Origin of the sequence: Wenzhouxiangella marina (assembly GCF_001187785.1) — a bacterium.
Classification (GTDB): Bacteria; Pseudomonadota; Gammaproteobacteria; order Xanthomonadales; family Wenzhouxiangellaceae; genus Wenzhouxiangella; species Wenzhouxiangella marina.
On sequence record NZ_CP012154.1, the window covers coordinates 2,204,355 to 2,228,711 of the forward strand.

18 protein-coding genes are annotated in these 24,357 nt (G+C 65.7%); 7 read left to right on the plus strand and 11 right to left on the minus strand.

The window, feature by feature from the left end:
* The first annotated feature begins 595 nt into the window (after positions 1-595).
* The 4 genes from WM2015_RS09365 (at position 596) to WM2015_RS09380 (ending at position 5,547) form a co-directional block, all read left to right on the plus strand.
* Positions 596-3,061 (plus strand): cation-translocating P-type ATPase, encoded by a 2,466-nt coding sequence (locus WM2015_RS09365; protein WP_049725794.1) that lies wholly within the window; start codon positions 596-598, stop codon positions 3,059-3,061.
* Between the two features lie 2 nt (positions 3,062-3,063).
* Positions 3,064-3,816 (plus strand): class I SAM-dependent methyltransferase, encoded by a 753-nt coding sequence (locus tag WM2015_RS09370; protein ID WP_049725795.1) that lies wholly within the window; start codon positions 3,064-3,066, stop codon positions 3,814-3,816.
* Positions 3,817-3,875: 59 nt separating this feature from the next.
* Positions 3,876-4,733 (plus strand): class II glutamine amidotransferase, encoded by an 858-nt coding sequence (locus WM2015_RS09375; RefSeq protein WP_049725796.1) that lies wholly within the window; start codon positions 3,876-3,878, stop codon positions 4,731-4,733.
* A gap of 94 nt (positions 4,734-4,827) precedes the next feature.
* A complete protein-coding gene (locus tag WM2015_RS09380) occupies positions 4,828-5,547 on the plus strand; it encodes a DUF1499 domain-containing protein (protein WP_049725797.1) in 720 nt (239 codons plus the stop codon).
* Positions 5,548-5,553: 6 nt separating this feature from the next.
* On the opposite strand, the gene tsaE is transcribed toward WM2015_RS09380, so the two are convergent.
* Together tsaE and WM2015_RS09390 are read right to left on the minus strand one after the other, a co-directional pair.
* Complete coding sequence (gene tsaE / locus WM2015_RS09385; RefSeq protein ID WP_245609753.1) at positions 5,554-5,985, minus strand: tRNA (adenosine(37)-N6)-threonylcarbamoyltransferase complex ATPase subunit type 1 TsaE; 432 nt, start codon at positions 5,983-5,985, stop codon at positions 5,554-5,556.
* A complete protein-coding gene (locus tag WM2015_RS09390; RefSeq protein WP_049725798.1) occupies positions 5,982-7,448 on the minus strand; it encodes a bifunctional ADP-dependent NAD(P)H-hydrate dehydratase/NAD(P)H-hydrate epimerase in 1,467 nt (488 codons plus the stop codon). Before WM2015_RS09390 ends, tsaE begins: the two co-directional genes overlap by 4 nt.
* Between WM2015_RS09390 and queG the strand changes: the two genes are divergently transcribed.
* The 3 genes from queG (at position 7,440) to WM2015_RS15865 (ending at position 10,475) form a co-directional block, all read left to right on the plus strand.
* Positions 7,440-8,528, plus strand: a complete 1,089-nt coding sequence (queG, locus tag WM2015_RS09395) for a tRNA epoxyqueuosine(34) reductase QueG (protein WP_049725799.1) — start codon at positions 7,440-7,442, stop codon at positions 8,526-8,528. The genes WM2015_RS09390 and queG overlap by 9 nt on opposite strands.
* Positions 8,529-8,670: 142 nt before the next feature.
* A complete protein-coding gene (locus tag WM2015_RS09400; protein WP_049725800.1) occupies positions 8,671-10,173 on the plus strand; it encodes an aminotransferase class III-fold pyridoxal phosphate-dependent enzyme in 1,503 nt (500 codons plus the stop codon).
* Positions 10,174-10,301: 128 nt separating this feature from the next.
* Entirely contained in the window at positions 10,302-10,475 is a 174-nt protein-coding gene (locus WM2015_RS15865) for a hypothetical protein (protein WP_156201033.1), read from the plus strand.
* Positions 10,476-10,616: 141 nt separating this feature from the next.
* Here the strand turns inward: WM2015_RS15865 and phoU are convergent, their stop codons facing one another.
* The 9 genes from phoU to WM2015_RS09445 form a co-directional block, all read right to left on the minus strand.
* A complete protein-coding gene (phoU, locus tag WM2015_RS09405) occupies positions 10,617-11,336 on the minus strand; it encodes a phosphate signaling complex protein PhoU (RefSeq protein WP_049725801.1) in 720 nt (239 codons plus the stop codon).
* A 65-nt stretch (positions 11,337-11,401) separates the two neighbouring features.
* The gene (pstB, locus tag WM2015_RS09410) at positions 11,402-12,244 is read right to left on the minus strand and encodes a phosphate ABC transporter ATP-binding protein PstB (RefSeq protein ID WP_082169618.1); all 843 of its coding nucleotides are present in this window, start codon (positions 12,242-12,244) and stop codon (positions 11,402-11,404) included.
* A 12-nt stretch (positions 12,245-12,256) separates the two neighbouring features.
* Entirely contained in the window at positions 12,257-13,924 is a 1,668-nt protein-coding gene (gene pstA / locus WM2015_RS09415; protein WP_049725802.1) for a phosphate ABC transporter permease PstA, read from the minus strand.
* A 12-nt stretch (positions 13,925-13,936) separates the two neighbouring features.
* A complete protein-coding gene (locus WM2015_RS09420) occupies positions 13,937-16,177 on the minus strand; it encodes an ABC transporter permease subunit (protein ID WP_049727042.1) in 2,241 nt (746 codons plus the stop codon).
* 94 nt (positions 16,178-16,271) lie between these two features.
* Positions 16,272-17,243 carry a PstS family phosphate ABC transporter substrate-binding protein gene (locus tag WM2015_RS09425; RefSeq protein WP_049725803.1) on the minus strand — a complete coding sequence of 324 codons (972 nt, stop codon included), beginning with the start codon at positions 17,241-17,243 and terminating at the stop codon, positions 16,272-16,274.
* A 201-nt stretch (positions 17,244-17,444) separates the two neighbouring features.
* Positions 17,445-19,133, minus strand: a complete 1,689-nt coding sequence (locus tag WM2015_RS09430; protein WP_049725804.1) for a hypothetical protein — start codon at positions 19,131-19,133, stop codon at positions 17,445-17,447.
* Between the two features lie 206 nt (positions 19,134-19,339).
* On the minus strand, positions 19,340-22,489 hold the full coding sequence (locus WM2015_RS09435; RefSeq protein WP_169751137.1) for a TonB-dependent receptor: 3,150 nt from the start codon (positions 22,487-22,489) through the stop codon (positions 19,340-19,342).
* Between the two features lie 14 nt (positions 22,490-22,503).
* Entirely contained in the window at positions 22,504-23,682 is a 1,179-nt protein-coding gene (locus tag WM2015_RS09440) for a tetratricopeptide repeat protein (protein WP_156201035.1), read from the minus strand.
* A 19-nt stretch (positions 23,683-23,701) separates the two neighbouring features.
* Positions 23,702-24,346: an energy transducer TonB gene (locus WM2015_RS09445; protein ID WP_049725807.1), complete on the minus strand. Its 645-nt coding sequence runs from the start codon at positions 24,344-24,346 to the stop codon at positions 23,702-23,704.
* Positions 24,347-24,357 lie beyond the last annotated feature (11 nt).

The window sequence follows — 24,357 nt, forward strand, 5'->3', positions numbered from 1 at the left end:
CAGATTTCAGTAGAGTAAGCAAAGCCGCCAGTCGACTCACGCACAGCCAGTCAAACTCCTCACCAGCGCCGAGATCATTAGCATCGAATTTGTAAAGGCAACTGTCACGGTTGACTTGCCACACATCCCCTTCGGCTGATGGCAAAGCGACAGCGATCGAAAATTAGCAAATAGTCAAACAGGAGGTCAAGTTCACATCAAAGCACCAATCACTAGTGCGAGCCGAAAATGCAATGAATTTCGATTTCAGTCTCGACATTCGCTCGCAAAAACCTGTCGCGCACAAACCCGGAGAATCGCAAATGCAGAGAACAAATCCGAACCAGATATCGGCAGCGTCGGGACAGATAAGATTAAACGACGCACACAGTACACCTAAGGGGGGCATCTTTGGGGGCAACAGTCTAAAGATAGATTCTACTTATCTCCTATTTTCAGATTCTTAGATTTCAAATTAGATAGCCGCCGCCTCCACCAAATCCCCGAGAAAGGGCTGGCCATCGCGCCAGCCCTTTCGCTTTCCGGGCCCCTAAAGACCCGCGGCAATCGAACCTGCAAGTCCGTTCCCAGTCCGGCCAGGGTTTAGAATCCAGCCATGCAACGCCCCGTGCCCGATGAACTGCTGGAGCTGCTCGCTGACACCTCGAAGGGCCTGAGCGGCGCGGAGGTGGACGCCAGGCGGGCGCGCTACGGGCCGAACGACATCCTCGGCGAACCCGACAGCGGCTGGCGTGAACTGCTGCGCGATACGCTGAAGGATCCGATGCTGTGGTTCCTGCTCGGAACGAGCCTGCTCTACGGGGTGCTGGGCGACACGCGCGAAGCGGTGATCCTGCTGATCGCGCTGGTGCCGTTCCTCGGAATGGATGCCTACCTGCACCGACGAACCCAGGCGTCGACGGCCGGCTTGAGCAAGCAGTTGGCCAGCCGGGTGGCGGTCCTTCGAGGGGGCGAGCGAGTGGTGGTTCCCACGGCCGATCTCGTGCCGGGTGACCTGATCGAACTGTCCGCATCGGACTTCGCACCGGCCGACGCGATTCTCTGCACCGACGATGGCCTGCAGGTGGACGAGTCCGCGCTCACGGGCGAAGCCTACCCGGTGCGCAAGCACGCGTTCAGTACCTCTGCGGGACGCCAGGGAGGGGACCGCGAGGCGAACGCCTGGGTGCTGGCGGGCACGCGGGTGCTGACCGGCGCCGGGCGACTGCGAATCGCCTACACCGGCGCCGACACGTTCTATGGTGAGATCGTTCGCTCGGCACAACGAGGCCGCCAGGCGCGCACCCCGCTGCAAAAGGCCATCGGGCAACTGGTCGCCATCCTGGTGGTCGCGGCCACCCTGCTCTGCATCGCCCTGGCCATGATCCGCTGGCATCAGGGACACGGCCTGCTCGACGCGCTGCTCAGCGCCGTGACGCTGGCGGTGGCGGCGCTGCCGGAGGAGTTCCCGATCGTGTTCACCTTCTTCCTCGGCGTCGGGGTGTACCGCCTGGCGCGCCGCCGGGCGCTCGTTCGACGCGCCGTGGTGGTCGAGAACATCGGCCGGGTCACGACGATCTGTTCGGACAAGACCGGCACCCTCACGGAAGGACGCCTGGCGCTGAGCCAGGAGATTCCGGCGGATGAAGTGGAGGCCGACGGGCTGTTGAGCATCGCCGCGGCGGCAAGCGATCCGGAGGGGACGGATCCGATCGATGCCGCCATTCTCGCTCGAGCCACCGCTCCGACGAGCCCGATCGTGGCCCGATTCCCCTTCACCGAGGACCGCAAGCGCGAGACGCGGGTCTTCGAGCGCTCGCCGGGCATGTTCCTGGCCGTCGCCAAGGGCGCTCCCGAGACCGTGGTGGACATGAGTGCCCTGGATGATGATCAGCGCCGAAGCTGGCTGGCGCGGGTGGAAGCGCTGGCCGCGAAGGGCTACAAGGTCATCGCCTGCGCCAGCCTGACGATCGATGCCGCCGACTGGCAGGGACAGGAGCCGGACGAGGCCTATGACATTGCCGGCCTGCTGGCCTTCGAGGATCCGGTTCGAGACGGTGTAAGGGAAGCCGTCGCCGACTGCCGCCGCAGCGGCATCCACGTGATCATGGTCACGGGCGATCATCCCCTCACGGCCACGGCGATCGGCCGGCAGATCGGGCTAGCGGACGGCAAGCCGAAGGTGGTCCTGGCCGACGACATCCAGGCCACCATCGAGTCCGACCCCGCCGCGCTCCGTCGCATCGACGTCATCGCTCGCGCCATTCCGTCCCAGAAGCTCGCCATCGTTCAGGCGCTGCAGGCCCTCGACGAGATCGTGGCCGTGACCGGCGATGGCGTGAACGACGTGCCCGCATTGAAGGCCGCCGATGTCGGCATCGCGATGGGTCAGCGCGGCACCCAGAGCGCGCGCGAGGTCGCTTCCATCGTGCTGACCGATGACAACTTCAGCAGCATCGTCCACGCGATCGGTGAGGGCCAGCAGCTGTTCTCCAATCTCAGGCTGAGCTTCGCCTATCTGCTGATGATCCACCTGCCGCTGGTGCTGTCGGCCGCCCTGATTCCGCTGGCCGGTTACCCGCTGCTCTATCTCCCGATCCACATCGTCTGGCTCGAGCTCATCATCCATCCGACGGCCCTGCTGGTGTTCCAGAACCTGCCAGGTGATCGCTTGCTGGCTCGCGGCCGTGGCCAGCGCCGCATCCGCTTCTTCCGCCCCTCCGAATGGGCCACGATCGGAGCCGTCGGGCTGCTGCTCACGGTGCTGCTGATCGCCGGCTACGATCGTAGCCTTGGTGCCGATCAGGCGGTCGAACACGCCCGCGCCACGGTGATCGTCGCCCTGAGTATCGCCAGCGCCGCGCTCATGGCGGTACTGAGCGGCTTGCGAACGCCCACGGCCTGGGCCGTGGCCATCGGCACCCTGGTGGGGACCATGGTGCTGGTGCAGACGCCGTTCCTGGCCTCGAAGCTGCACGTGATGCCGCTGCATCTCGACGACTGGTTGATCGCGCTGGCCGCAGGATCACTGATCGCCCTGCTGCCGATGCTCGGCTCGATGGCTCACCGACGCTCGGACTAGCCATGGACGAACTCGAACTGTTGGTCGACCTCCACCGCTCCGGCCAGCGGCAAGGCCCCGGGGGCAGCAAGGAAACTCGACGCGCGCTGGAAATGACCGGCCTGGCCCAGGCGAGGGGACTGCGCGTGGCCGACATCGGCTGTGGCACCGGATCGGCGAGCCTGCTGCTGGCCGAGTGGCTGGATGCCGAGATCGTCGCGGTGGACCTGTTTCCCGAGTTCCTTGCCGAACTGAACGATCGGGCCCGGACGCGAGGCTTTTCGGAACGTATCCGCACGCTCGAAGCCTCGATGGATGCCCTGCCCTTCGCTGCCGACGAGTTCGATCTGATCTGGTCCGAAGGAGCGATCTACAACATGGGCTTCGAAGCCGGCCACCAGGCCTGGCGGCGGTTCCTCAAGCCCGGCGGAATGCTAGTGGTCTCGGAGATCACCTGGCTGACGGCCGAGCGCCCTCCGGCACTCCAGGCGCATTGGGAACGCGAGTACCCGGAAATCGATACGGCCTCGGCCAAGGTCGCCCAACTGGAGCGCCACGGCTACCGGCCCGAAGCCTATTTCGTGCTGCCTCCGGATGGCTGGCTGACGAACTACTACGAGCCGCTGGAAGCGAGCTTCGAGGCCTTTCTGGAGCGCAACGCGCACTCCGAGTCGGCTCGGAACATCGTCGAGGCCGAGCGGCGCGAGATCGCGCTCTATCGGCGCTACCGGGATTTCTACAGCTACGGGTTCTACATCGCCTCCCGGATCGACTGATCCCTCCAGGCACGCTGCCTTCGTTATCCTTTGGCGCTGACTTCACCTCGAGACACGACATGTGCCGCTGGCTGGCCTATTCCGGACCCGAAATCTACCTCGAAGACCTGATCATCAAGCCCTCCCGCTCGCTGCTGGTGCAGAGCCGCTTCGCGCGCGAGAACTACGTCGAGAACATGCCCGGCCTGCCCGACGGCGCCTTTCCGACCAATGGCGACGGCTTCGGCGTGGCCTGGTACGGCGACCGCGAACGCCCCGGCCTGTATCGCGACCTGCGCCCGGCCTGGTCGGACCGCAACCTGGTCAATCTCGCCGAGCAGATCAGGTCCGGCCTGTTCCTGGCCCATCTGCGCGCGGCTTACCACGGCCTGGTCCAGCGCACGAATTCACACCCGTTTCGGCACGGCCGCTGGGTGTTCCAGCACAACGGCGAGATCTCGGGTTTCGACCGCATCAAGCGCAGCCTGCAGATGGCCGTCGACCCGGACCTGTTCGCGCAGATCCAGGGCACGACCGATTCGGAGACGGCCTTCTACCTGGCCATCTCGCTCGGGCTCGAAAGCGACCCGAAAGGCGCGATGGAACGCATGGTCGGCCTGGTCGAGGCCGAGCAGCGCAAGGCCGGCATCCACGAGCCCTTTCGCCTGACCTGCGCCTTCTCCGACGGTCAGAAGCTCTATGCGATCAGGCACTCGACCGATGGCAAGCCGAAGACGCTCTACCACAACCGGGCCGGTGGTGGCATGGACCAGGTGTTGAGCGAAGGCAGCGAACCGCATGGGAAGGGCACGATCCTGCTGTCCGAGCCGATCGACGATTGCCCGGAGAACTGGGTCAGCGTCGAACCGGCCAGCTTCGTCACCGCGATCGATGGTCGAGTCGAGCGCGAGCCCTTCCATCCTCAGGCACCCATCTGAACCCGCATTGAACCGGTTCGAAGCGCGCCGCGCTAGAATGCCGAGAGCCCGCGATGAGAACGCGGTCTCCCTTGCATCCCGGAGTGCCTGACCGATGAAGATCCTGCGCCTGCTGCCCCTGATCGCCCTGCTGGCCCTGTCCCTGCTGTTGATCGCCGGTCCCGGGACGCGGCTGGAACTCTGGGACTTCCGCTTCGGCTTCAGCCTGATCCGATGGGCGGTCTATCTGGGCCTCGGCAGCGGCGCGCTGGCCCTGATCGCCCTGCTCGTCAAGCGGGCACGGAAAGGCCAGCTGGCCACCCTCGCCCTGGCGCTGGTCGTCGGCCTGGGCACCGCAGCCCTTCCCCTGTCCCTGGTGCAGAAGGTCCGGTCTCTGCCCTACATCCATGACATCAGCACGGACCTGGTCGACCCGCCCGCCTTCGTGGCCGTGGCGCCGCTTCGGGCCGACGCGCCCAACCCGATCGAGTATGCCGGCGAGGAGGTGGCCGCTCAGCAGCGCGAGGCCTATCCGCAGATCCAGCCCCTGAGGATCGACGTCTACCCCAGCCTGGTCTTCGACCACGCCCTGGACACGGCACGAGCGATGGGCTGGGAGATCGTGGCCAGTGAGCCCGAGGAAGGCCGCATCGAAGCGACGGACACGACCTTCTGGTTCGGTTTCAAGGACGATGTGGTGATCCGGATCCGGCCGGACGGCACAGGCAGCGTGGTCGACGTCCGCTCCAAGTCCCGCGTCGGCCTGAGCGATGTCGGGGCCAATGCCGCACGGATCCAGCGCTACCTGGATGCGCTCAGCGAGCGGATGCAATAGCGGCGATCAGGCGCCCGCTTCGATCCTCAGATCCCGACCACCACCGGCGGGGGCCTCGATCGTCACCCGCCAGTCGGGGGGCGGCAGGTAGCCCCTGCCCTTCTCGGGCCATTCGACCAGCACCAGCGAGGTCTTTTCGAACAGATCCTCCAGGCCGAGGTAGGCCAGCTCCTCGCCGTGCCCGAGCCGATAGAGATCGAGATGGTGGACCGTGAGCGAATCCAGCGGATAGCTCTCCACCAGCCCGTAGCTCGGGCTCTTGACGCGGCCGGTAAAGCCCAGGGCGCGCAGCAGGCCGCGCACCAGGGTGGTCTTGCCCATGCCCAGATCGCCGGACAGGTAGACCAGGCCACCGCCGGACCAGCGCTCGGCGAGTTTCGCGCCGAGCGCCAGCATCGCCGCTTCGTCAGCGGCGTGAAAACCTTCGACACGACTCACGCGGGCAGCACCTCGGCCAGGGCGGTGATCAGATCACTGGCCAGGATCTGGCGGCGGCCGCGCGCCGCCCGGTCACCCGCCAGGGCATGCGCCAGCACCCCGACCCGTGCCGCATCGAAGGCCGCGAGACCCTGCCCCAGCAAGCTGGCGATGATGCCGGTCAAGGCGTCTCCCATGCCGGCGCTGGCCATGGCCGGATTGCCGAAAGGGCAGACCTCGACCTGACCGTCCGGCGTGGCGACCAGACTGCCCCAACCCTTCAGCACGGCCACGGCGGAATACCGATCTGCCAGCGAACGGACCGCCTGGAAGCGATCCGCCTGGATTGCCTGGCTCGTGGTGCCCAGCAGCATGGCGGCCTCACCGGGGTGCGGCGTGATGATCAGCTGCTGGCGCTCCCGCGGGCGCTGGGCCAGCCAGTAGAGGCCATCGGCATCGAGCACCATCGGTCGGGCGGATTTCATGGCCTCGGACCACATCGCCTGCGACCAGTCCGAGCGCCCGAGGCCGGGGCCGAGCGCGAGCACGTCGGCCGCGCCGATTCTCGCTTTCAGGGCGTCCGGGTTGTCGACGGAATGGACCATGAGCTCGGGCTGGACCGCCAGGGCAGCGGCCGCCGTGGCTCCTCGCGTGGCCAGGCTGACCAGACCACTGCCGGTGCGCAAGGCAGCCTGCCCGCTCAAGACCGGCGCCCCGGACATGCCGAGATCACCGCCGATCACCAGCACGTGTCCGGTCTCGCCCTTGTGCGTATGGCAGGGTCGGGACGGCAGACAGCGCGCCAGCTCGGCCGCCTCGAGCAGGCGGGCGTCGGCAGGCAGATCCTCGGCGAGCGTTTCCGGCACGTCGAGCGCATCGAGCAGCAGCTGGCCGGTGAACGCGCCGGCGCCCCCCGTGAACAGGCCCCGCTTGAGGGCAATGAAGGTCACCGTCAGCTCGGCGCGTACGCAGGCTCCCGGTGCCTGGCCGGTGTCCGCATTCAGTCCCGAGGGCAGATCCAGGGACAGCACCGGGGCAGGATGCGCATTGATGCGATCGATCAGCTCGGCATAGGGTCCCGAGGGCGCGCGATCGAGGCCGGTGCCCAGCAGCGCATCGACCAGCAGTGCACCATGGATGCTTGCCTCCGCCTCATCCACGGTACCGCCGGCCTGCAGCCAGTCCTGGGCGGCCCGCAAGGCATCTCCGGACAGGTCCGCCGGGGCCTTGAGCGCGATCAGCTGGACGTCGAATCCGGCCTCGAGCGCCAGGCGGGCGAGCACATAACCGTCGCCGCCGTTGTTGCCGGCGCCGCAGAACACCGAAATCGTCCGGACTTCCGGCCAGCGCGCTCGCAGGCGATCGAAGGCCGCCGACGCGGCCCGGCACATCAGTTCGTAGCCTGGGATGCCGTGACCCTCGATCGCCCGTCGATCGAGTTCGCGGACCTGCTCGGCCCGATATAATTCCAGCGGATGTCTCATGAGACCGATTATAGGCAAGCGCCGGACGATCCCGAGGCCCTGGTGGAACGGATTCGTGCATGGGGCGCTGAACTCGGCTTCGACCAGGTCGGCATCAGCGACCTTGATCTGGCCGCCTACGAGGCCCGCCTCGATGCCTGGCTGGCCGAGGGCCTGCACGGCGAGATGGACTGGATGGCCGCACATGGGCGCAAGCGCAGTCGCCCGGAACTCCTGCAGCCGGGCACGCGCTCCGTGATCACGGTTCGCATGGACTACCTGCCCGCCGACGCCACCCCGGTCGAGGAGCTCCTCGAAAGCCCCGAGCGCGCCTGCATCTCGCGCTACGCGCTGGGCCGGGACTACCACAAGGTCATGCGCCAGCGACTGAAGCGGCTGGCACAGCGCATCGAGCAGGCGATCGGCCCCTTCGGTCACCGGGTATTCACCGACTCCGCGCCCGTGCTGGAGAAGCCGCTGGCCGAGAAGTCCGGCCTCGGCTGGATCGGCAAGCACACGAACCTGCTCAATCGACACGCCGGCTCCTGGTTTTTTCTCGGCGAGATCTACACGGACCTGGCCCTGCCTCCGGACCGCCCGGTCCGGAACCACTGCGGCAGCTGCCGACGCTGCATCGACGTCTGCCCGACCCAGGCCATCGTCGCACCCTACCGGGTCGACGCCCGGCGCTGCATTTCCTACCTGACCATCGAGCTCAAGGGTTCGATCCCGGAGGAGTTCCGCAAGCCCATGGGCAATCGGATCTACGGCTGCGACGACTGCCAGATGGTCTGCCCCTGGAACCGTTATGCACAGCACTCGAGGGTCGACGACTTCAGCCCCCGGGCGGATCTGGATGCGGGCGACCTGGTCACGCTGTTCGCCTGGGACGAGGCGAGCTTCCTGCAGCGCACGGAGGGCACGGCGATCCGCCGCATCGGGCATGAGCGATGGTTGCGCAACCTGGCCGTGGCGCTGGGCAATGCGCCGACCAGCGCCGTCGTCCTGAATGCTCTGGAAGCTCGCCGGGATCATCCGTCGCCGCTCGTGCGCGAGCACGTCCAGTGGGCCCTCGAGCAGCATGGCAAGGCGGCCGGCTAGGCACCGACAGGGGCAGCGGAATGCGGCTCCCGGTGAGCCTCTCAGGCCTTTGGCGGCGGGCCCCGGGCGAGATTCCAAGTGCAGCGGACGGCTGGTACAATGGGCGGCTAATCATTCAAGAACATGTCGGGAGAACGTCTGCATGGCCATCCTCAGCAAACTCGAAAAACTGCGCTCGATCGGCGGCAAACCCATGACCCGGGGCCTGTCCGACGAGCTGATCAGCCGCTTCGCCGAGCGCGACCCGCGCCTGGAGCAGGCCGTGGACGACGCCCTGGGCGTGATCGAGTGCTGGCAGTCGGCCTACCCCGACCTGATCAAGGCCGACGAAGCCGAGCAGAAGGACGCCCTGCAGGCCGCCTACGTCAACTTCTACGCCGATGACGCGGTCAACCCCTACGTGGCGCTGGCCGGTCGCGGCCCCTGGATCATCACCGCCAAGGGTGCGGTGCTGCACGATTCGGGCGGCTACGGCATGCTCGGCTTCGGTCACGCGCCGGAGAAGATTCTGCAGACCATGGCCCAGCCGCACGTCATGGCCAACGTGATGACGCCCTGCTTCTCGCACCTGCGCTTTGCCGAAGTGCTGCGCGCCGAAATCGGCCAGCGTCGCGCCGACGGCTGCCCGTATCACCGCTTCCTGTGCATGAACTCGGGTTCCGAGTCGGTCACCGTGGCCGGCCGCATCGCCGACATCAACGCCAAGACCATGACCGATCCGGGTGCGGCCAAGGCGGGTTACAAGATCAAGCGCCTGTCCCTGAGCGGCGGCTTCCACGGCCGCACCGACCGGCCGGCGCGCTTCTCCGACTCGACCCGCAAGACCTATGTCGCTCACCTGGCCTCGTTCCGCGACGACGACAGTCTGATGACCGTCGAACCGAACAACTGCGAGCAGCTGCGCGCCCTGTTCCAGCACGCCGACGAGCAGAAGATCTTCATCGAGGCGATGTTCATGGAACCGGTCATGGGCGAAGGCAACCCGGGCGCGGCGATCACGCCGGAGTTCTACGCCCTGGCGCGTGAACTGACCCGCGCCCACGGCAGCCTGCTGCTGGTCGACTCGATCCAGGCGGGCTTGCGCACGCAGGGCGTGCTGTCGATCGTCGACTACCCGGGCTTCGAAGGCCTGGAGGCGCCGGACATGGAAACCTACTCCAAGGCCCTCAACGCCGGTCAGTACCCGCTGTCCGTGCTGGCCATGAACGAACGGGCCGCCGGCATCTACCGGAAAGGCGTCTACGGCAACACCATGACGACCAACCCGCGCGCCCTGGACGTCGGCACGGCCGTGCTCCAGTCGATCACTCCCGAGCTGCGTCGGAACATCGTCGAGCGCGGTGAGGAGTTCGTTCGTAAATTCAAGGCCCTGCAGGACGAACTCGACGGCCGGATCACCCAGGTTCAGGGCACCGGCCTGCTGTTCTCGGTCGAACTGGACAACCGCCGCTACAAGGCCTACGGCAGCAACTCCACCGAGGAGTACCTGCGCATGCACGGCATCAACGTGATCCACGGCGGCGAGAATTCGCTTCGCTACACTCCGACCTTCGGCACCACCTCCGAAGAAGTGGACATGATCGTCGAGGCGACTCGCGATGCCCTGCTGAACGGCCCGGTGAAGGCCATCGAAGAAGCCGCCTGAGGCCGACTTCGCGTTCCTCCGTCGGACCGGGGCCCTCCCGGTCCGGCCCTCCCCTCGCAGGATTCTCAGTTTTTGATAAGGGCGCGTGATCTCCTGTCGGCATGGACCGACACCCGAGGAGATTCACCATGCAGCAAGCGACCCCCCGCTCCCGACGCGCCCCCGCCAAGGCGGCGGCCAGACGATTCTCTCGCCTCACCCTGGTCGGCATCGCCATCCGCGACCTGATGGCCCTGACGGCCATGAGTGCCGGCCTGGCGACCGGGCTCAGCCTGCTGGCTCAGACCCTGCCACCGCTCTGAGCCCGGGCCGAGCACCGTCGTCATTGGAGTCCATGCGCCGGACCGGCACTGGACGGGAGGGCCCTCGGAAGGCCCCGATTTCGGAGTGATTGACCGGTGGCGATGCGCGCCACCGGCTCCCAGTCAAACGCGGGGTCCGGATCAGCTCCGGCTGTCGGAGATGGTCTTTTCCATCTCTTCCATGGTCGCGTGGCGCATGTCCTTGCCCTCGACCAGGTAGATGATGTATTCGCCGATGTTCTTGGCGTGGTCGCCGATGCGCTCGATCGAACGGGCGATCCAGATGCAGTCGAGCACCCGGCTGGTGTTGCGCGGCTCTTCGACCAGGTAGGTGTAGTACTGGCGGAGCAGGCCCTCGTACTCGACGTCGACCTTCTCGTCCTCGCGGACCAGCTTGACCGCCGTCTCCGGCACCAGGCGGGCGAAGCCGTCGAGGGCATCGTGCAGCATGCCGCGCACGGTGTTGCCCATGTTCTCCAGCTCCTGGTAGTTGCCACGGGGACGATCGACGTCGGCCAGGCGGACGGCGAGGCGGGCGATCTTCTCGGCCTCGTCGCCGATGCGCTCGAGGTCGTTGACGGTTCGGATGATGGCCAGGACCAGGCGCAGATCGCTGGCCGTGGGCTGGCGACGAGCAAGGATCATCGTGCTCTGCTCGTCGATCTCCTTCTCCATCTCGTTGACCTGGTCATCCATGTCGATGACCCGCTGCGCCTTGGCCGTGTCCCCTTCCATGACGGCGGCGACGGCGTCACGCACCATCTCCTCGGCCACGCCCCCCATGGCCATGACGTCCTGACGCAGCATTTCCAGTTCCTGGTTGAACTGGCGCGAAATGTGTTGATCGAACTGCTTTTCCATGGTTGCAGGATACTCCCGATGCGCTTTCCTGTGTTCGAGGATGGCTGGAGGTTGGGGGTCGGGGCTCAGCCGTAGCGGCCCGTGATGTAGTCTTCCGTCGCCTTCTTGCGCGGATTCGTGAACAGGTGCGCCGTGTCATCGAACTCGATCAGTTCGCCCATGTACATGTAGGCGGTGAAGTCCGACACGCGGGCGGCCTGCTGCATGTTATGGGTCACGATGACGATCGTGTACTGCTCCTTGAGCTCGATGATCAGCTCTTCGACCTTGGCGGTCGAAATCGGATCCAGGGCCGAACAGGGCTCGTCGAGGAGCACCACTTCCGGCTCGATGGCGATGGCGCGCGCTATCACCAGACGCTGCTGCTGACCACCCGAGAGGCCGAAGGCATTGTCGTCGAGACGATCCTTGACCTCGTCCCAGAGGGCTGCGGCGCGCAGGGAGTTCTCGACCACCTCGGCCAGGCGACGCTTGTCGTTGACGCCCTGCAGGCGAAGCCCGTAGGCCACGTTCTCGAAGATCGACTTCGGAAAGGGATTGGGCTTCTGGAACACCATTCCCACGCGGCGACGGTGTTCGGCCACGTCCACTTCGCGGCTGTTGATGTCCTGACCGTCGATCAGGATCTCGCCCTCGATCCGGCAGGTATCGATCAGATCGTTCATGCGGTTGAAGCAGCGCAGCAGGGTCGACTTGCCGCAGCCGCTGGGACCGATGAAGGCGGTAACCCGATTGTGCGGAATGCGCAGATTGACGTTCTTAAGCGCCTGATCCTGACCGTAGTAGAGGTCGAGGTTGCGGGCTTCGATGCAGATCTTTTCCTTCTCGATGTCCAGGCGGCGACGGCCCTGGCCGAAGGACCCGGCGCTGACCTTGATCGGCTCGGAAGTCTGTGTCGTGGAATTCATGTCGTCTAACCTCTAGTCGCTTTCGGAACGGTACTTCTCGCGCAGTCGATTTCGAATCGCGATGGCCGTCAGGTTCAGGATCAGGATCAGCAGCACCAGGGTCAGGGCCGTGGCGTAGACCAGCGGTCGCGCCGCCTCGACGTTCGGGCTCTGGAAACCGACATCGTAGATGTGGAAGCCCAGGTGCATGATCTTGCGTTCCAGATGGATGTAGGGGAACTCGCCGTCGATCGGCAGGCTCGGTGCAAGCTTGACCACGCCGACCAGCATCAGCGGTGCCACTTCGCCGGCAGCGCGCGCCACCGCCAGGATCAGGCCGGTCATCATGGCCGGTGCCGACAGGGGCACGACCACCTTCCAGAGCGTTTCCCACTTCGTCGCCCCGAGGGCCAGGGAACCCTCGCGAATCGTGCGCGGAATCCGCGCCAGGCCTTCCTCGGTGGACACGATCACCACCGGCAGGGTCAGCAGGGCCAGAGTCAGGGAGGCCCAGAACAGGCCCGGCGTGCCATAGGTCGGCGCCGGCAGGCGTTCCGGGAAGAACATGCTGTCGATGCTGCCGCCGAGCAGGTAGACGAAGAAACCCAGACCGAACACCCCGAACACGATCGAGGGCACGCCGGCCAGGTTGTAGACCGACACGCGAATGGCCTTCAGCACTGGGCCCTGCCTGGCGTACTCGCGCAGATAGATCGCGGCCAGGACGCCGAAGGGCGTGACCAGCACGGACATGATCAGCACCATCGTCACGGTGCCGAAGATCGCCGGGAAGATGCCACCTTCGGTGTTTGCCTCACGCGGGAAGCCGGTCAGGAAGTCCTTGATCCGGTGACCGTAGAAGGCCAGCTTGCCGCCCAGGCCCAGCTGGTTGTTCTGCGAGGCCATCACGATATTGACCACCGGAATGCTGACGGACTCACCGTTGACGTCGCGAGCGATCAGCACCGTGCGGCGGGACTCGCGCTGCAGTTCGTTGCGTTGCTGGCGGAGCACGTCGTAGTCCGCGTTCAATTCGGCACGTCGGGCGTTGACCTCGGCCATGGCCGACTCGAGCTCGGCGCCCCTGACCTGGTTGAATTCGAGCCCGCGCTCGATCAGGCGGAGTTCCTCGAGCTGCTTGTTGATCCGGCCGATGTCGTCGTTCTCGATCCTGCGGATGTCGCCGGCCAGCTCCGTCGTCGTCTCGATCCAGTTCTGCAGCTCGTCCCACAGGGCTTCGCCCTCGACGAGCAGCTCGCCATCGCGTTCGAGGCGTTCGAGGAAACCGTAGAAGTTCCCCCACTCCCGGCGCTCCAGCATCACGGCCCCTTCCGGGTAGCTCCAGTCGCCCAGGCGGGATTCCAGATGCCAGATGAAGTCCCGAGAATTGACCTCGCGGTTACCGATCTTGAACAGGTGGCGCGTGACCAGGGTGGCATCGGGATCCACGGCCAGGCCGGATTCCCGCACCCGCTCGGCCGGCAGGGTCTCGCTGTCGACCAGCTCGCCGAGCAAACGCACCGTCTGACCGTCGCTGTCGGTGACGGTCGTCTCGATCAGCGGCGCCGGCCAGAAATGCCCGAAACCGCGCACCGCGATCAGGCTCAGCAGGCCGACCACCATGATCAGGGAGATTCCCAGCGCCCCGCCGATCATCCAGATCCACGGATCGCCCGATTTCATCCAGTTCCTGAAATTCATCGTTCGCTCCGTTTACAGGTTGCTGTAGCGCGCGCGCAGACGCTGGCGCACGATCTCGGCGATGGTGTTGACGACGAAGGTCATCGCGAACAGCACCAGGCCGGCCAGGAAGAGGATGCGGAAGTGGGTCGAATTGACCGCCGTTTCCGGCAGCTCCACGGCGATATTGGCCGACAGGGTCCGCATGCCTTCGAAGATGTTGAAGTTGAGCACCGGCGAGTTTCCGGTCGCCATCAGCACGATCATCGTTTCCCCGACCGCACGACCGAAACCGATCATCACCGCCGAGAAGATGCCCGGGCTGGCGGTCAGCAGGACCACGCGGGTCACGGTCTGCCAGGGCGTGGCACCGAGGGCCAGGGAACCCTGCGTCAGATGCTTGGGCACGGTGAAGACCGCGTCCTCGGCAATGGAGAAGATCGTCGGAATCACCGCAAAGCCCATCGCGATGCCGACCACCAGCGCGTTGCGCTGATCGTAGGTGATGCCGACATCGGTGAACCACTGGCGCATCGAGCCATTGAAGAAGGCGATCTCGATGATCGGCGAAAGCTCGACCATGCCCCAGACCACCAGGCCGATCACCGGAAGGAGGATGACCGCTTCCCAGCCCGGCGGCACGCGAGTCCGCAGGGAGCGAGGCAGCTGGGCGTAGGCAAAGGCGATGAGCAGGAAGCTCAAGGGCAGGCCGATCAGGGTCGTGAAGACCACCGGCAGGTGATTCTCCAGGAACGGCGCCAGCCAGAGGCCGGCCAGGAAGCCGAGGATGACCGTGGGCAGGGCTTCCATCACCTCGATCGTCGGCTTGACCACGCCGCGGATCTTCGGCGTCATGAAATAGGCCGTGTAGATCGCGCCGGCGATCGCCAGCGGCATGGCGAAGAGCATGGCGAAGAAGGCCGCCTTGAGCGTCCCCAGGGTCAACGGGACCATCGAGTACTTGGGCTCGAAGCTGTCCGAACCCGAGGAGGCCTGCCAGACGAATTCCGGCTTCGACCGACCCTCGTACCAGACCCGGTTCCAGAGCGCGCCCAGCGACGACTCCGGATGCTCGTTCCAGAGATCGAAGCGGTGCAGCAGTCCGGAGGCGTCTTCGGCCAGGATCATGTTGTTGACCGGCGAGACCTCCACCGCGACCAGGGGCTGATCGCTGATCTGCTCCATCGCCAGGGTGCGCGAGGAGGTGCCGTAGTGAATACCGAGGCCGCCCGAGTCGTCGACGGCGACGAAGCCCTTGCGGTTGTACTCGGGCTTGATGTCGGTGATGGCCCCCTCGTGCTGAGTGAACTCCCGCGCTTCGGCCAGATAGAAGACATTGTCGCCGGCGTCCTCGCTTTCGTCACGCACGAGGAACCACTGCGACAGGCGGCCCTCGGAGGTGCCGAGGACGACCGAGAAGGTCCCGTTCAGGAAGGCCAGTTCCGTGATCCGCTCCGGCGAAGAGGCCACCCGAACGCGGTCGCGAAGGAGCGCCTGGGTGGGACGGGCGATGTCCCAGTAGATCAGGTCGCCGGCCTCGTCGGTGCCGATCAGGTTCCAGAGATTGGCGCTGAGTTCAAGGTGCGTGAGGTCGGCCTCGTGGCGAGGCAGATCCCAGTGCTGGCGCTGCACCTCGCGCTCCCCGGTCAGAAAGCCCGTGCGGACCCGGAAGCGAACCAGGGTCATGGAGCCATCGCCCATCTGAGCGGCGACACCGACGTCATCACGCGCCTGCTGCACGGCAATGGCGCGCAGGGCCCGACCCTCGGGGTCCACCACCAGCGGCTCGGAACCCAGCGGAAAGTCCGGCGCCGGAATGACCTCGCGGACACCCTCCTCCGGGAAGTTGAGTTCGGAATCGTGTTTCAGGATGACGGCCGTGCCGTCACTCAGCCCGAAGGCCACCAGACGGGAACGGGGCTCGCCCTGGCCGATGCTCGTGATCGAGACACCCTCGGGCAGCTCCAGCACGGTGCGCTGGAGCAGCTCGCCCGTTTCGAGGCCGAAGAACTCGAGTTCCCCGGCATCGGTGTAGCGCATGCCGATCTCACCATAACGCTCGAGCCCCAGCACCACGCCCCGCCCTTCGCCGAGGGATGAGGTCTGGATCGTGCCGACCTCGTCCAGGCTCGCGCCCCTGAGCAGCGGAAAGACCTCGCTGAACAGGTAGACGAAGATCAGGGTCAGGGCGATGACGACACCGCCACCGCCGGCCCGGACCATCCAGCGCGCAGCGCCGTCAGCCAGGTAGCGGCGCCGGCGGCGCTTGGCCATCGCCTCGGCGCTCGGCAGATGCGAGGGCCGGGGCGAATCGGAAGAGCTGGACTCGGTCATGATGAGGCTCTAGGCGCGAAGGCAGCCGACTATTTTACAGGTCCAGCTGCGCCCGGATACGGGCAGCGGCGGATTCCGGCAGCGGGATGTAGCCGTCACGAACCACGACTTCCTGGCCCTGGCGCGACAGCACCATGCGGAAGAACTCGCGCTCCAGCGGCGGCAGCGGACGATTCGGGTTCTTGTTGACGTAGACATAGAGCAGGCGAGCCAGCGGATAGTCGCCTTCGGCGGCGTTTTCCTTGTTCGGCTCGATGCACTGATCGCTGCCCACCGGCGAGATCGAGACGGTCTTGACGCCCGAGGTCAGGTAGGCCATGCCAGAGTAGCCGATGCCGTTCAGGGACTCGTTCACGCCCTGCACCACCGAGGCCGAACCAGGCTGCTCGTTGATGGACGGACGGAAGTCACCGCCGCACAGGGCGTTTTCCTTGAAGAAGCCGTAGGTGCCCGAAACGGCGTTGCGGCTGTACAGGGCAAAGTCACGGTTCTCCCAGGCGCCTTCCAGGCCGAGCTGGCCCCAGCGGTCGATGCTTTCCGGCGCGCCACAGCGACGGCCGACGGAGAAGATCGCGTCGATCTGCTCGATGGACATGCACTCGATCGGATTGTCCTTGTTGACGAACACGGCCAGCAGGTCGATGGAGGTGCCGACCGGGGTCGGGGGGTAACCGTGGCGTTCTTCGAAGGCCTGGATCTCGGAGGAGCGCATCAGGCGGCTCATGGGGCCGAAGTTGGCCGTGCCTTCGGTGATCGCCGGCGGCGCAGTCGATGAGCCGGCGCCCTGGATCTGGATGTTGACGTTGGGGTAGAAGTTCTGGAACTCCTCGGCCCACAGGGTCATCAGGTTGTTCAGGGAGTCCGAGCCGATCGAGCTCAGGTTGCCGGAGATGCCGGAGACCGGCTCGTACTCGGGCAGGGCCGGATCGACTTCGCCCTGAGCGTAGGATGCGCCAGCAGCCAGCATGGCGGCAGCGGCGGTGAGTTGAATGATGGACTTGCGCATGACAAACCTCCTTGTCTTCGGGTCGGTCGTTGGAGTTGCGGGCACTGTATTGCAGATTCGTTACAGTTCCATGACAGGCCGTCACAGAAGGCGTCCAGGCCTGAGAAAACGCCGCCCGGAGGCCGGGCGGCGTGATCCTTACCGGAGAAGCGTCGTGATCTCGAGCGAGCATGCCCCACTCGATCTCACGTGCCCTGCCGCTTACTGGCCGATCGGGGCGTCGCGGTCCAGACCGACGGTCCAGCCCTTGGTCCAGTCGGCGCTGGCGTCGCGAACGGCACCGGCGAAGTCGACGTTGTCGAAGAAGGCGTTGCTGAAGGGCACCGGCGCGGTCTGCAGGGCCGGCGAGCCCGCCATCGGGATGTAGTTCGACAGCATCGGGTTGGCCGCCACGTTGCCGGCCTGATCGAGGAACCAGCTGGAGACCAGGAAGCTGTCACCGTCGGCGTCGTCGAAGGTGCCGAGATCGCAACCACCGGCGATGCTGTTGACAGCCGTCAGATTGGCGACGTTATCGAAGGTCGACTGCTGATCGATGTCGATACAGTACTCGCCGAAGCCGGTCACGACCGAGTTGGCGATGTTCGCACCGGTGCCTTCGCGCAGCAGCCAGCCGATGTCCGTGTTGGACTGACCGATGAAGGTCATGTTGGCCAGCGTCGGCAGGGCTCGCGGCAGCGCATCGTTGGCGTCGCCGTTGTTGTCGGCCTCGATGCCCTGGTCGCCGTTGTCCGTGTACTGCTTGGCGATCACGTACTGGACGTTTCCGGTCCAGCCCTGGGTCCAGTCGAGGCTGTCATCACCGATGCCGGTCAGAACCAGGTACTTGGCGTTGACGGTACCACCGAAGAACTCGACGCCATCGTCTTCGTTCATGTGGACCTGGATGTACTCGACCGTGGTGCCGTTACCCACGCCCTGGAAGGCAATGCCGTTCAACTCGTTCTCTTCGCTGAACTGACGACCGGCGTTGGAGACCACGACGTAGCGCAACACGCCGCTGTTATCGGCCGGATCGTTGCCGCCGTAGGTGCCGGAGTTGCCCTCGCCCTGCGCAGTGCAGACGTCGACGCCCTCGGCGCAACCGTTGATGGGGGCATAACCGTTGATCACCACTCCACCCCACTCGGCGCGAGTCTCGGCGAAGGGACCGCGCATGACGATCGGGTTGTTGGCAGTGCCATTGGCGAAGATCTTGCCGCCCTGACGAACCACCAGGGTATCGGTGTCACCGAGGGTGCCACCGATCAGCTCGGTGCCCGCTTCGATGGTCAGGGTATCGCCCTCGCCGACGAACAACTGGCCCTGGATCAGCCAGGTGATCTCGTTGGTCAGAGTCACGTTACCGTCGATCTCGCCGCCGATGATGCAGGTGCCTTCGATGCCGCCCGGACCGCTGGAGAAAGCCGGGCAGGACGAAAAGGCCTCGTCGACAATGCAGTCGTCACCGCGAGTGACCGGCGTGAGGTTCTGGGTGCCGGTGCCGTCCACGCCATCGTAGCTCAGGGTCAGGCTGTTGCAGCTGTTGAACGCCAGCGTACCCGTTCCCCAGGTCGCGACGTTGACCGAGCCGTCGAATTCAGGCCCGAAGCTGCCACCGGTGATCTCGAGGATATCGAAGCTGGCCACGTTCGTGTTCTGATCGATGTCGCCCTGGGCAAACAGCCACAGCGGCTGTCCATCGCGGTAGGTGAACCACTGGGCGAGCACGCCGTTGCCGAATTCCTGGCTGGCCGAAGGCACGACGTCGATGATGAAGCCGCGCCCGCCCTTGTCGGGCTCGGAGTAGTTTCCGCTGAATTGTTCGTTGACCACGAAGGCCTGGGCCGAGCCGATCAGGGCCGAGCCAACAGCGAATGCGACGGCATTGCGCTTGATAGTGCTGAACATGGTGTGTCCTCGCTTGAGTGAGTTCGGTCGAAATCCAGCCCGAGCGCGTATCGATCAGGCTATTCCGCCACTCTAAGAACGGCACATGTCACACCCATGAAGCGCAAATGAAGAAAATCTGACACGCGCCAAGAGGTAAAAAAGCCCCGAGCCACCCTGCCCTTCAGGCGAGGTGAGTCGGGGCTCTTTCGGACCGAATCCAGTACTCAGAAATCGAGATCGACGCTCAGGCTGACGGTCCGCCCGACGTTGTAGCGCTGGGTGATTTCATCGCCCTGGCGCACCTCGAAGTCCGAATCAAGCAGGTTGCCGAACTTGGCCTTGAGACCCAGCCAATCGCGCCAGCGATACTGGATGATGAAATCGAGCTGCGGGGCCGGCGACTCTTCCTTGTCCGGCGCCCCCAGCACACCGACTTCGGCAATCCTCGCGCCCACCTGGTTGAACAACAGGGTGGCCGACAGGCCGCGATCCGGGTCGTCGTAGCCGAGCTGGACGTTGATGATGTAGGGCGACTGGCCCTGCAGGGCGCGCGATGAGGACGTGAGGATCCCCAACTCGTCGATACTGATCTCCGACTCGATCCAGCTCAGGTTGCCGGCGACGAAGAATCGATCGAGCCAACCCAAGGCCGGCCAGCGACGCGCCAGCGGTGCCAGCTGCTGCCGCGCTTCGAACTCGATGCCGAAGTTTTCGGCTTCCAACGCATTGGTGAACGTCAGCCGCTGTTCCACCCCCGGCTCGACGGTCAACTCGATGGGCTGATCGATCAGCTTGTAGAACACCCCAAGGGAAACCAACTCGTCCGGTGATGGATAGAACTCCCAGCGCAGATCGTAGTGAGTGACGGCTGATGGCTGCAGATTCTCGTTCCCGATGACCTCCCGGTTGAGCACGGGGTCGGTGAACGGCGCCGGGGAGAGTTCCTTGAAATCCGGCCGGATCAGGGTCTCGGCGAAGCCGACCCGCAGCTGCTGACGATCGGTCAGGTACCAGGTCAAGGCGGCGGCCGGCAGCAGATCGGTTTCTTCCAGTTCAGCCAAGATCGGTTCGGCATTGGGATCGAACAGCGCAAAAGTAGTGACCGATTGATCCCAGTCCTCCATGCGCGCTCCGGCCGAAAGGCGAAGGCGCTCGAAGAAGGTCATGTCCAGATTGCCGTAGTAGGCCTCGACATCCAGGCTGGCGCTGTAGTTGTCCGTCGCTCGAGTCGATTCCCCGATCACCACGCCGCCCACCTCGATCGTGTCGGCGTTGAAGATATCCTCAAGCGACGGGGCCCGACGCTGATCGAAACTGAGCGTGTTGGCGCCACCGAACTGGAAGCGGCGAATCGATGAAGCGCGATCCTTTTCCAGCAGTCGATAGCCGGCCGACGCCGTCAGCTCGATCGGGCCGAGCGACCAGGGCAGATCGAGATCGATGCCCCAGTCGATCGCCTTGTCATCCAGATTGGAGAAGCGGCGGACATTGTTGTCGGCGCGGCGCGAGAAGATGAAATCCGCGATGCTGTCCGGATCGTAGCGGTAGCGACGCTGGTCGGGAACGTAGCGATTGGCGCGCGACTCGGAGTAGTCCCACTCCAGGCCCAGATCGGCCAGGCTGGAAAAGCGATGCGCACCCTCGACCTGATTCGAGATCAGCTCGCGCTCTTCCCATTCGAGTTCCGTGATCCGGATAATGCCGTCCTCGTCCAGGTTGAAGCCTTCCTGCACGCTGACCTCATCCTCGGTCTGCCGGAGGATCATCGAGGTCACATCGATCGAATGCCGATCATCGAAGCTCAGGCCAGCGGTCAGAAAACCGGACAACTCGACATTCCGACGGGTGCGATCAATGGTGTAGTCGTCGTTCGGCTGTAGTGAGCCATCGCCCAAGGGGGTGAACGAGCGGCGCTCTTCGACCCGCGTCTGTTCCGAATCCCCCCACAGGATGGCCGCCGTGAAACCCGCCGTCCAACGTTCGGCGAAGTCGAATCGCTGCCCACCCTCGATCGACAGACCGAGATCTGGCCCCAGGGTCTTCGGCCTGGCATCGTAGATCACCGGAAAGGACTCACCGATGGCCTCCATTTCCTCGGGTGGAATCCCCTCCGGAAAGAAGGGATTGGCGGCGCGCAGCTGGGTATTGTTGGCGGTCGCCTCGCGGGCCAGGCGGGACAGCTCGCGCGTGCCGTCGTCGATGCCCAGGAAATCGAGATCCCCGCCGCGATAGCCCAGGCCCTTCTCACCGGTCGAATCCTGGCGTGCGCCGACGGAGAAGCCGATCGAGAAGAAGTCCTCCTCCGGGATGCCGCGGGTGCGGATTTCGACGGCCCCGCCGCCGAAATCGCCGGGCATCTCCGGCGAGTAGCTCTTCTGCACCAGGATCGATTCGATCACCCCGGTGGGGAACAGGTTCAGGGGCACGACCTTGCGGGTCGGGTCCGGGCTGGGCACGTTCGCGCCGTTGAGCAGGGTCGAGGAATAGCGCTCGCCCAGGCCGCGGATGTAGACGAACTCGCCACCGACGAGGGTCAGGCCCGTGACGCGCGACAGGGCACTGCCGGCATCGCCGTCCCCGGAGCGCGAGAACTGCTCGGCGCCGATGACATTGGCCACGCCGGCCACGGTGCGCTGCTCATCGATCACCGACGAGAGGGAGCCCTGAATGAACGGTTCGACGACGACGAATTCGGCCAGCTCGAGGCCGGCCGGCGGCAGCTGGAAGTCGCGCTCGGTGGTCTGATCGGCCAGCACTTCGACGCCATCGATGGTGCGGGTGGCGAAATCCGGATGCAGCACGGAGACCGCGTAGCGCCCGACCGGCAGCTCGATCCGGTAGCGACCCTCCTCGTCCGTGCGGACCTCGACCGGCGTGCCGGAGACGAACAGGCGCGCCTCGACGACGGGAGACTCGTCCTCCGTCGACACGATGCGACCGCTCAGGACGCCAGCCCCCTCCTGCTCGACCGTCTCGCGGGTCTCGGTCACGGCCGCCGGCGCATCGAGGGCATGCGAGCTCTCGATGCTGACGAAGGCGCGACGCTCGGGCCCGCGCAGGGTCACGATGATCTGCAGGATCTCGGACGGACGCAGGGTCAGGGGCAGCACGGTCAGCTCGGTGGCCGTGTCGGCCACGCGCAGGCGCAGCGGACCCGGGGCCAGTTCCAGCAGCACGCTGCCGTCGGCATCGGTCCGGGTGCGGCGTTCGCGGGCGCTGACCAGCAGGCCCGGCACCGGTCGACCGTTCTCGAACACCAGCAGGCTGAGGCTGGCCGGGGCTTCGGCGTCCGCCGAAGCGATGGTCTGGGCCGAGGTCGGCGAGAACCACAGGCCGGACAGGCCCAGCAGACAGGCCAGAAGGAATCGTTGCATGCTCATCGTTGAATTCAGCCGCAGAGCCAGGGTTGATCCGCGCACTGCTCCATCACCCGGCGAAGTTCGGTCGCCTTGCGGAACAGATCGGCGCGTTCGAGAACGGCGAGATGGTCTTCGGCGCGGGCGAAATCGCCAGACTTGAAGAACGCGTAGGCCAATGCGTAGCGGATGTCCTGATCCTCGATCAGGCCGGTCCTAACCAGATCGGTCTCCATCGCCGCGGCCTGATCGAAGCGCGCCAGGTCGATGAAGATCGCCAGGCGCTGCTTGAGCTTCTGTGCCTGGTCGATAATCCCCGCATTGAGGGTCAGGGCTTCCATCAGCCAGCCCGCGCGACGGTAGAGCTCGGCCGCCTCGCTCAGCAATGCCGGGTCGTAGACCGCCGCCTGACGCAGCACCTCGGCCGCCGCCAGGGTTCGCTCCTGGGCCAGGTAGGTGTGGGCCAGGAGACGCGATAGATCGACCTGTTCGGGCGAGCTCAGGCGAGCGCGTTCGAGAATCTCGGCGGCTTCCGTGTATTGACCGCTCTGGCGCAGGGCGTTGCCGATCGCCAGGGCGTCGGCGGGACCCGCATGGGCGCCGGCCAGGTAGCGACGACCCTGGTCGGCCGCTTCCTGATAGAGCCCCTGCTCGACCAGCAGGAAAACCTGGCGACGGGCGAATTCACCGGCACGATCCGGAAACAGGCGTCGGCCTTCGTCCAAGACCCGCCAGGCCTCGTCCAGCTCGCCGAGCTGCCAGTGCGCCTGGGCGCGCATCAGCTGCACGGAGGGAATGCGGGTCGTGTCGTCCCCGGCGCGGTCCAGCGCGGCCAGGGTCTCCAGGTACTGCTCCTGGCCGAAGTGCGCCTGGGCCAGATAGAGCCAGACCACCGGCTCGTCCTGACCGGCCTCGATCGCGGCGCGGAACTCGCGCACGGCCAGGGCCCGCTCTTCGAGATTCAGCGCCACCAGACCATTGAGCGTGTGGAAGCGCGGCCGATCGAGCTCGGGATCGTCCGGGTCGACGGCGGCCAGCACCTGACGGGCGCGCTCGTAGTTGCCGTCGCCGATCAGCAGCGCGGCCAGGGGCAGACGCTCGGCGGCGCTCATCGGATCGCCGGCCGTCGACGCCTCCTGTCCCCAGGCCACCGAGGCCAGGCACAGGATCAGCACCGCCAGCATCGATCTCGATCGGAATACCCGGAACATGCTCGTCGATCGCTCCCGATCAGCTCAGGTCGAAGCGGATGCGCTGACGCGCCCAGACCTTGACGCTGCGACCCTGGTACTGGGCCGGCTCGAAGCGCCAGGCCTGCACACCCTGGATCGCGGACTCTTCGAAGATGCCGGCGGGCTCGGCTTCGAGCACCTGGACCCGCTCGATCTCGCCGGCCGCGCTGATCAGCAGCGACAGCACGACGTAGCCCTGAACGCCCTGAGCGCGCGCGGTGCGCGGGTAGTCCAGCGGCGCCTGGTAGACGGGCCGCGGGGGTGCGTCGACCGAATCGTCGGTCATCACCACATCGGCGGTGTCCCCCAGCAGCTGGTCCTGCAGACTGCCCAGATCACCCGCATCCAGGCCCGGAATACCGAAATCGATGCCGGACAGGGACGAGTCCAGGCTGACCATCGGCGGCGCCTCGGCGCGGGAGCGCTGCGGGGGCGGCGGCTCACGGCGCACGACGCGCTGCGGCGGCGGTTCCGGCGCTCGCTCGACGGCGAAGCTGGTACTGGCCTGCTCGGCCTCACGCGACGGCGCCTCGGCCAGGCGGTTGATCATCAGCAGGGTGCCGATCACCAGCGCCGAGCCGAACACCATGAACACCAGGCCGGACAGGACGGACCGACCGTGTAGACCCTTTGCGTTCTGCATGAGCTTGTCTC

Bases quoted from the DNA above. Each gene is read 5' to 3' on its own strand.
- WM2015_RS09365 (WP_049725794.1), top strand. From the start codon at position 596: ATGCAACGCCCCGTGCCCGATGAACTGCTGGAGCTGCTCGCTGACACC.
- WM2015_RS09370 (WP_049725795.1), top strand. From the start codon at position 3,064: ATGGACGAACTCGAACTGTTGGTCGACCTCCACCGCTCCGGCCAGCGG.
- WM2015_RS09375 (WP_049725796.1), top strand. From the start codon at position 3,876: ATGTGCCGCTGGCTGGCCTATTCCGGACCCGAAATCTACCTCGAAGAC.
- WM2015_RS09380 (WP_049725797.1), top strand. From the start codon at position 4,828: ATGAAGATCCTGCGCCTGCTGCCCCTGATCGCCCTGCTGGCCCTGTCC.
- queG (WP_049725799.1), top strand. From the start codon at position 7,440: ATGTCTCATGAGACCGATTATAGGCAAGCGCCGGACGATCCCGAGGCC.
- WM2015_RS09390 (WP_049725798.1), bottom strand. From the start codon at position 7,448: ATGAGACATCCGCTGGAATTATATCGGGCCGAGCAGGTCCGCGAACTC.
- WM2015_RS09400 (WP_049725800.1), top strand. From the start codon at position 8,671: ATGGCCATCCTCAGCAAACTCGAAAAACTGCGCTCGATCGGCGGCAAA.
- WM2015_RS15865 (WP_156201033.1), top strand. From the start codon at position 10,302: ATGCAGCAAGCGACCCCCCGCTCCCGACGCGCCCCCGCCAAGGCGGCG.
- phoU (WP_049725801.1), bottom strand. From the start codon at position 11,336: ATGGAAAAGCAGTTCGATCAACACATTTCGCGCCAGTTCAACCAGGAA.
- pstB (WP_082169618.1), bottom strand. From the start codon at position 12,244: ATGAATTCCACGACACAGACTTCCGAGCCGATCAAGGTCAGCGCCGGG.
- pstA (WP_049725802.1), bottom strand. From the start codon at position 13,924: ATGAATTTCAGGAACTGGATGAAATCGGGCGATCCGTGGATCTGGATG.
- WM2015_RS09420 (WP_049727042.1), bottom strand. From the start codon at position 16,177: ATGGCCAAGCGCCGCCGGCGCCGCTACCTGGCTGACGGCGCTGCGCGC.
- WM2015_RS09425 (WP_049725803.1), bottom strand. From the start codon at position 17,243: ATGCGCAAGTCCATCATTCAACTCACCGCCGCTGCCGCCATGCTGGCT.
- WM2015_RS09430 (WP_049725804.1), bottom strand. From the start codon at position 19,133: ATGTTCAGCACTATCAAGCGCAATGCCGTCGCATTCGCTGTTGGCTCG.
- WM2015_RS09435 (WP_169751137.1), bottom strand. From the start codon at position 22,489: ATGCAACGATTCCTTCTGGCCTGTCTGCTGGGCCTGTCCGGCCTGTGG.
- WM2015_RS09440 (WP_156201035.1), bottom strand. From the start codon at position 23,682: ATGTTCCGGGTATTCCGATCGAGATCGATGCTGGCGGTGCTGATCCTG.
- WM2015_RS09445 (WP_049725807.1), bottom strand. From the start codon at position 24,346: ATGCAGAACGCAAAGGGTCTACACGGTCGGTCCGTCCTGTCCGGCCTG.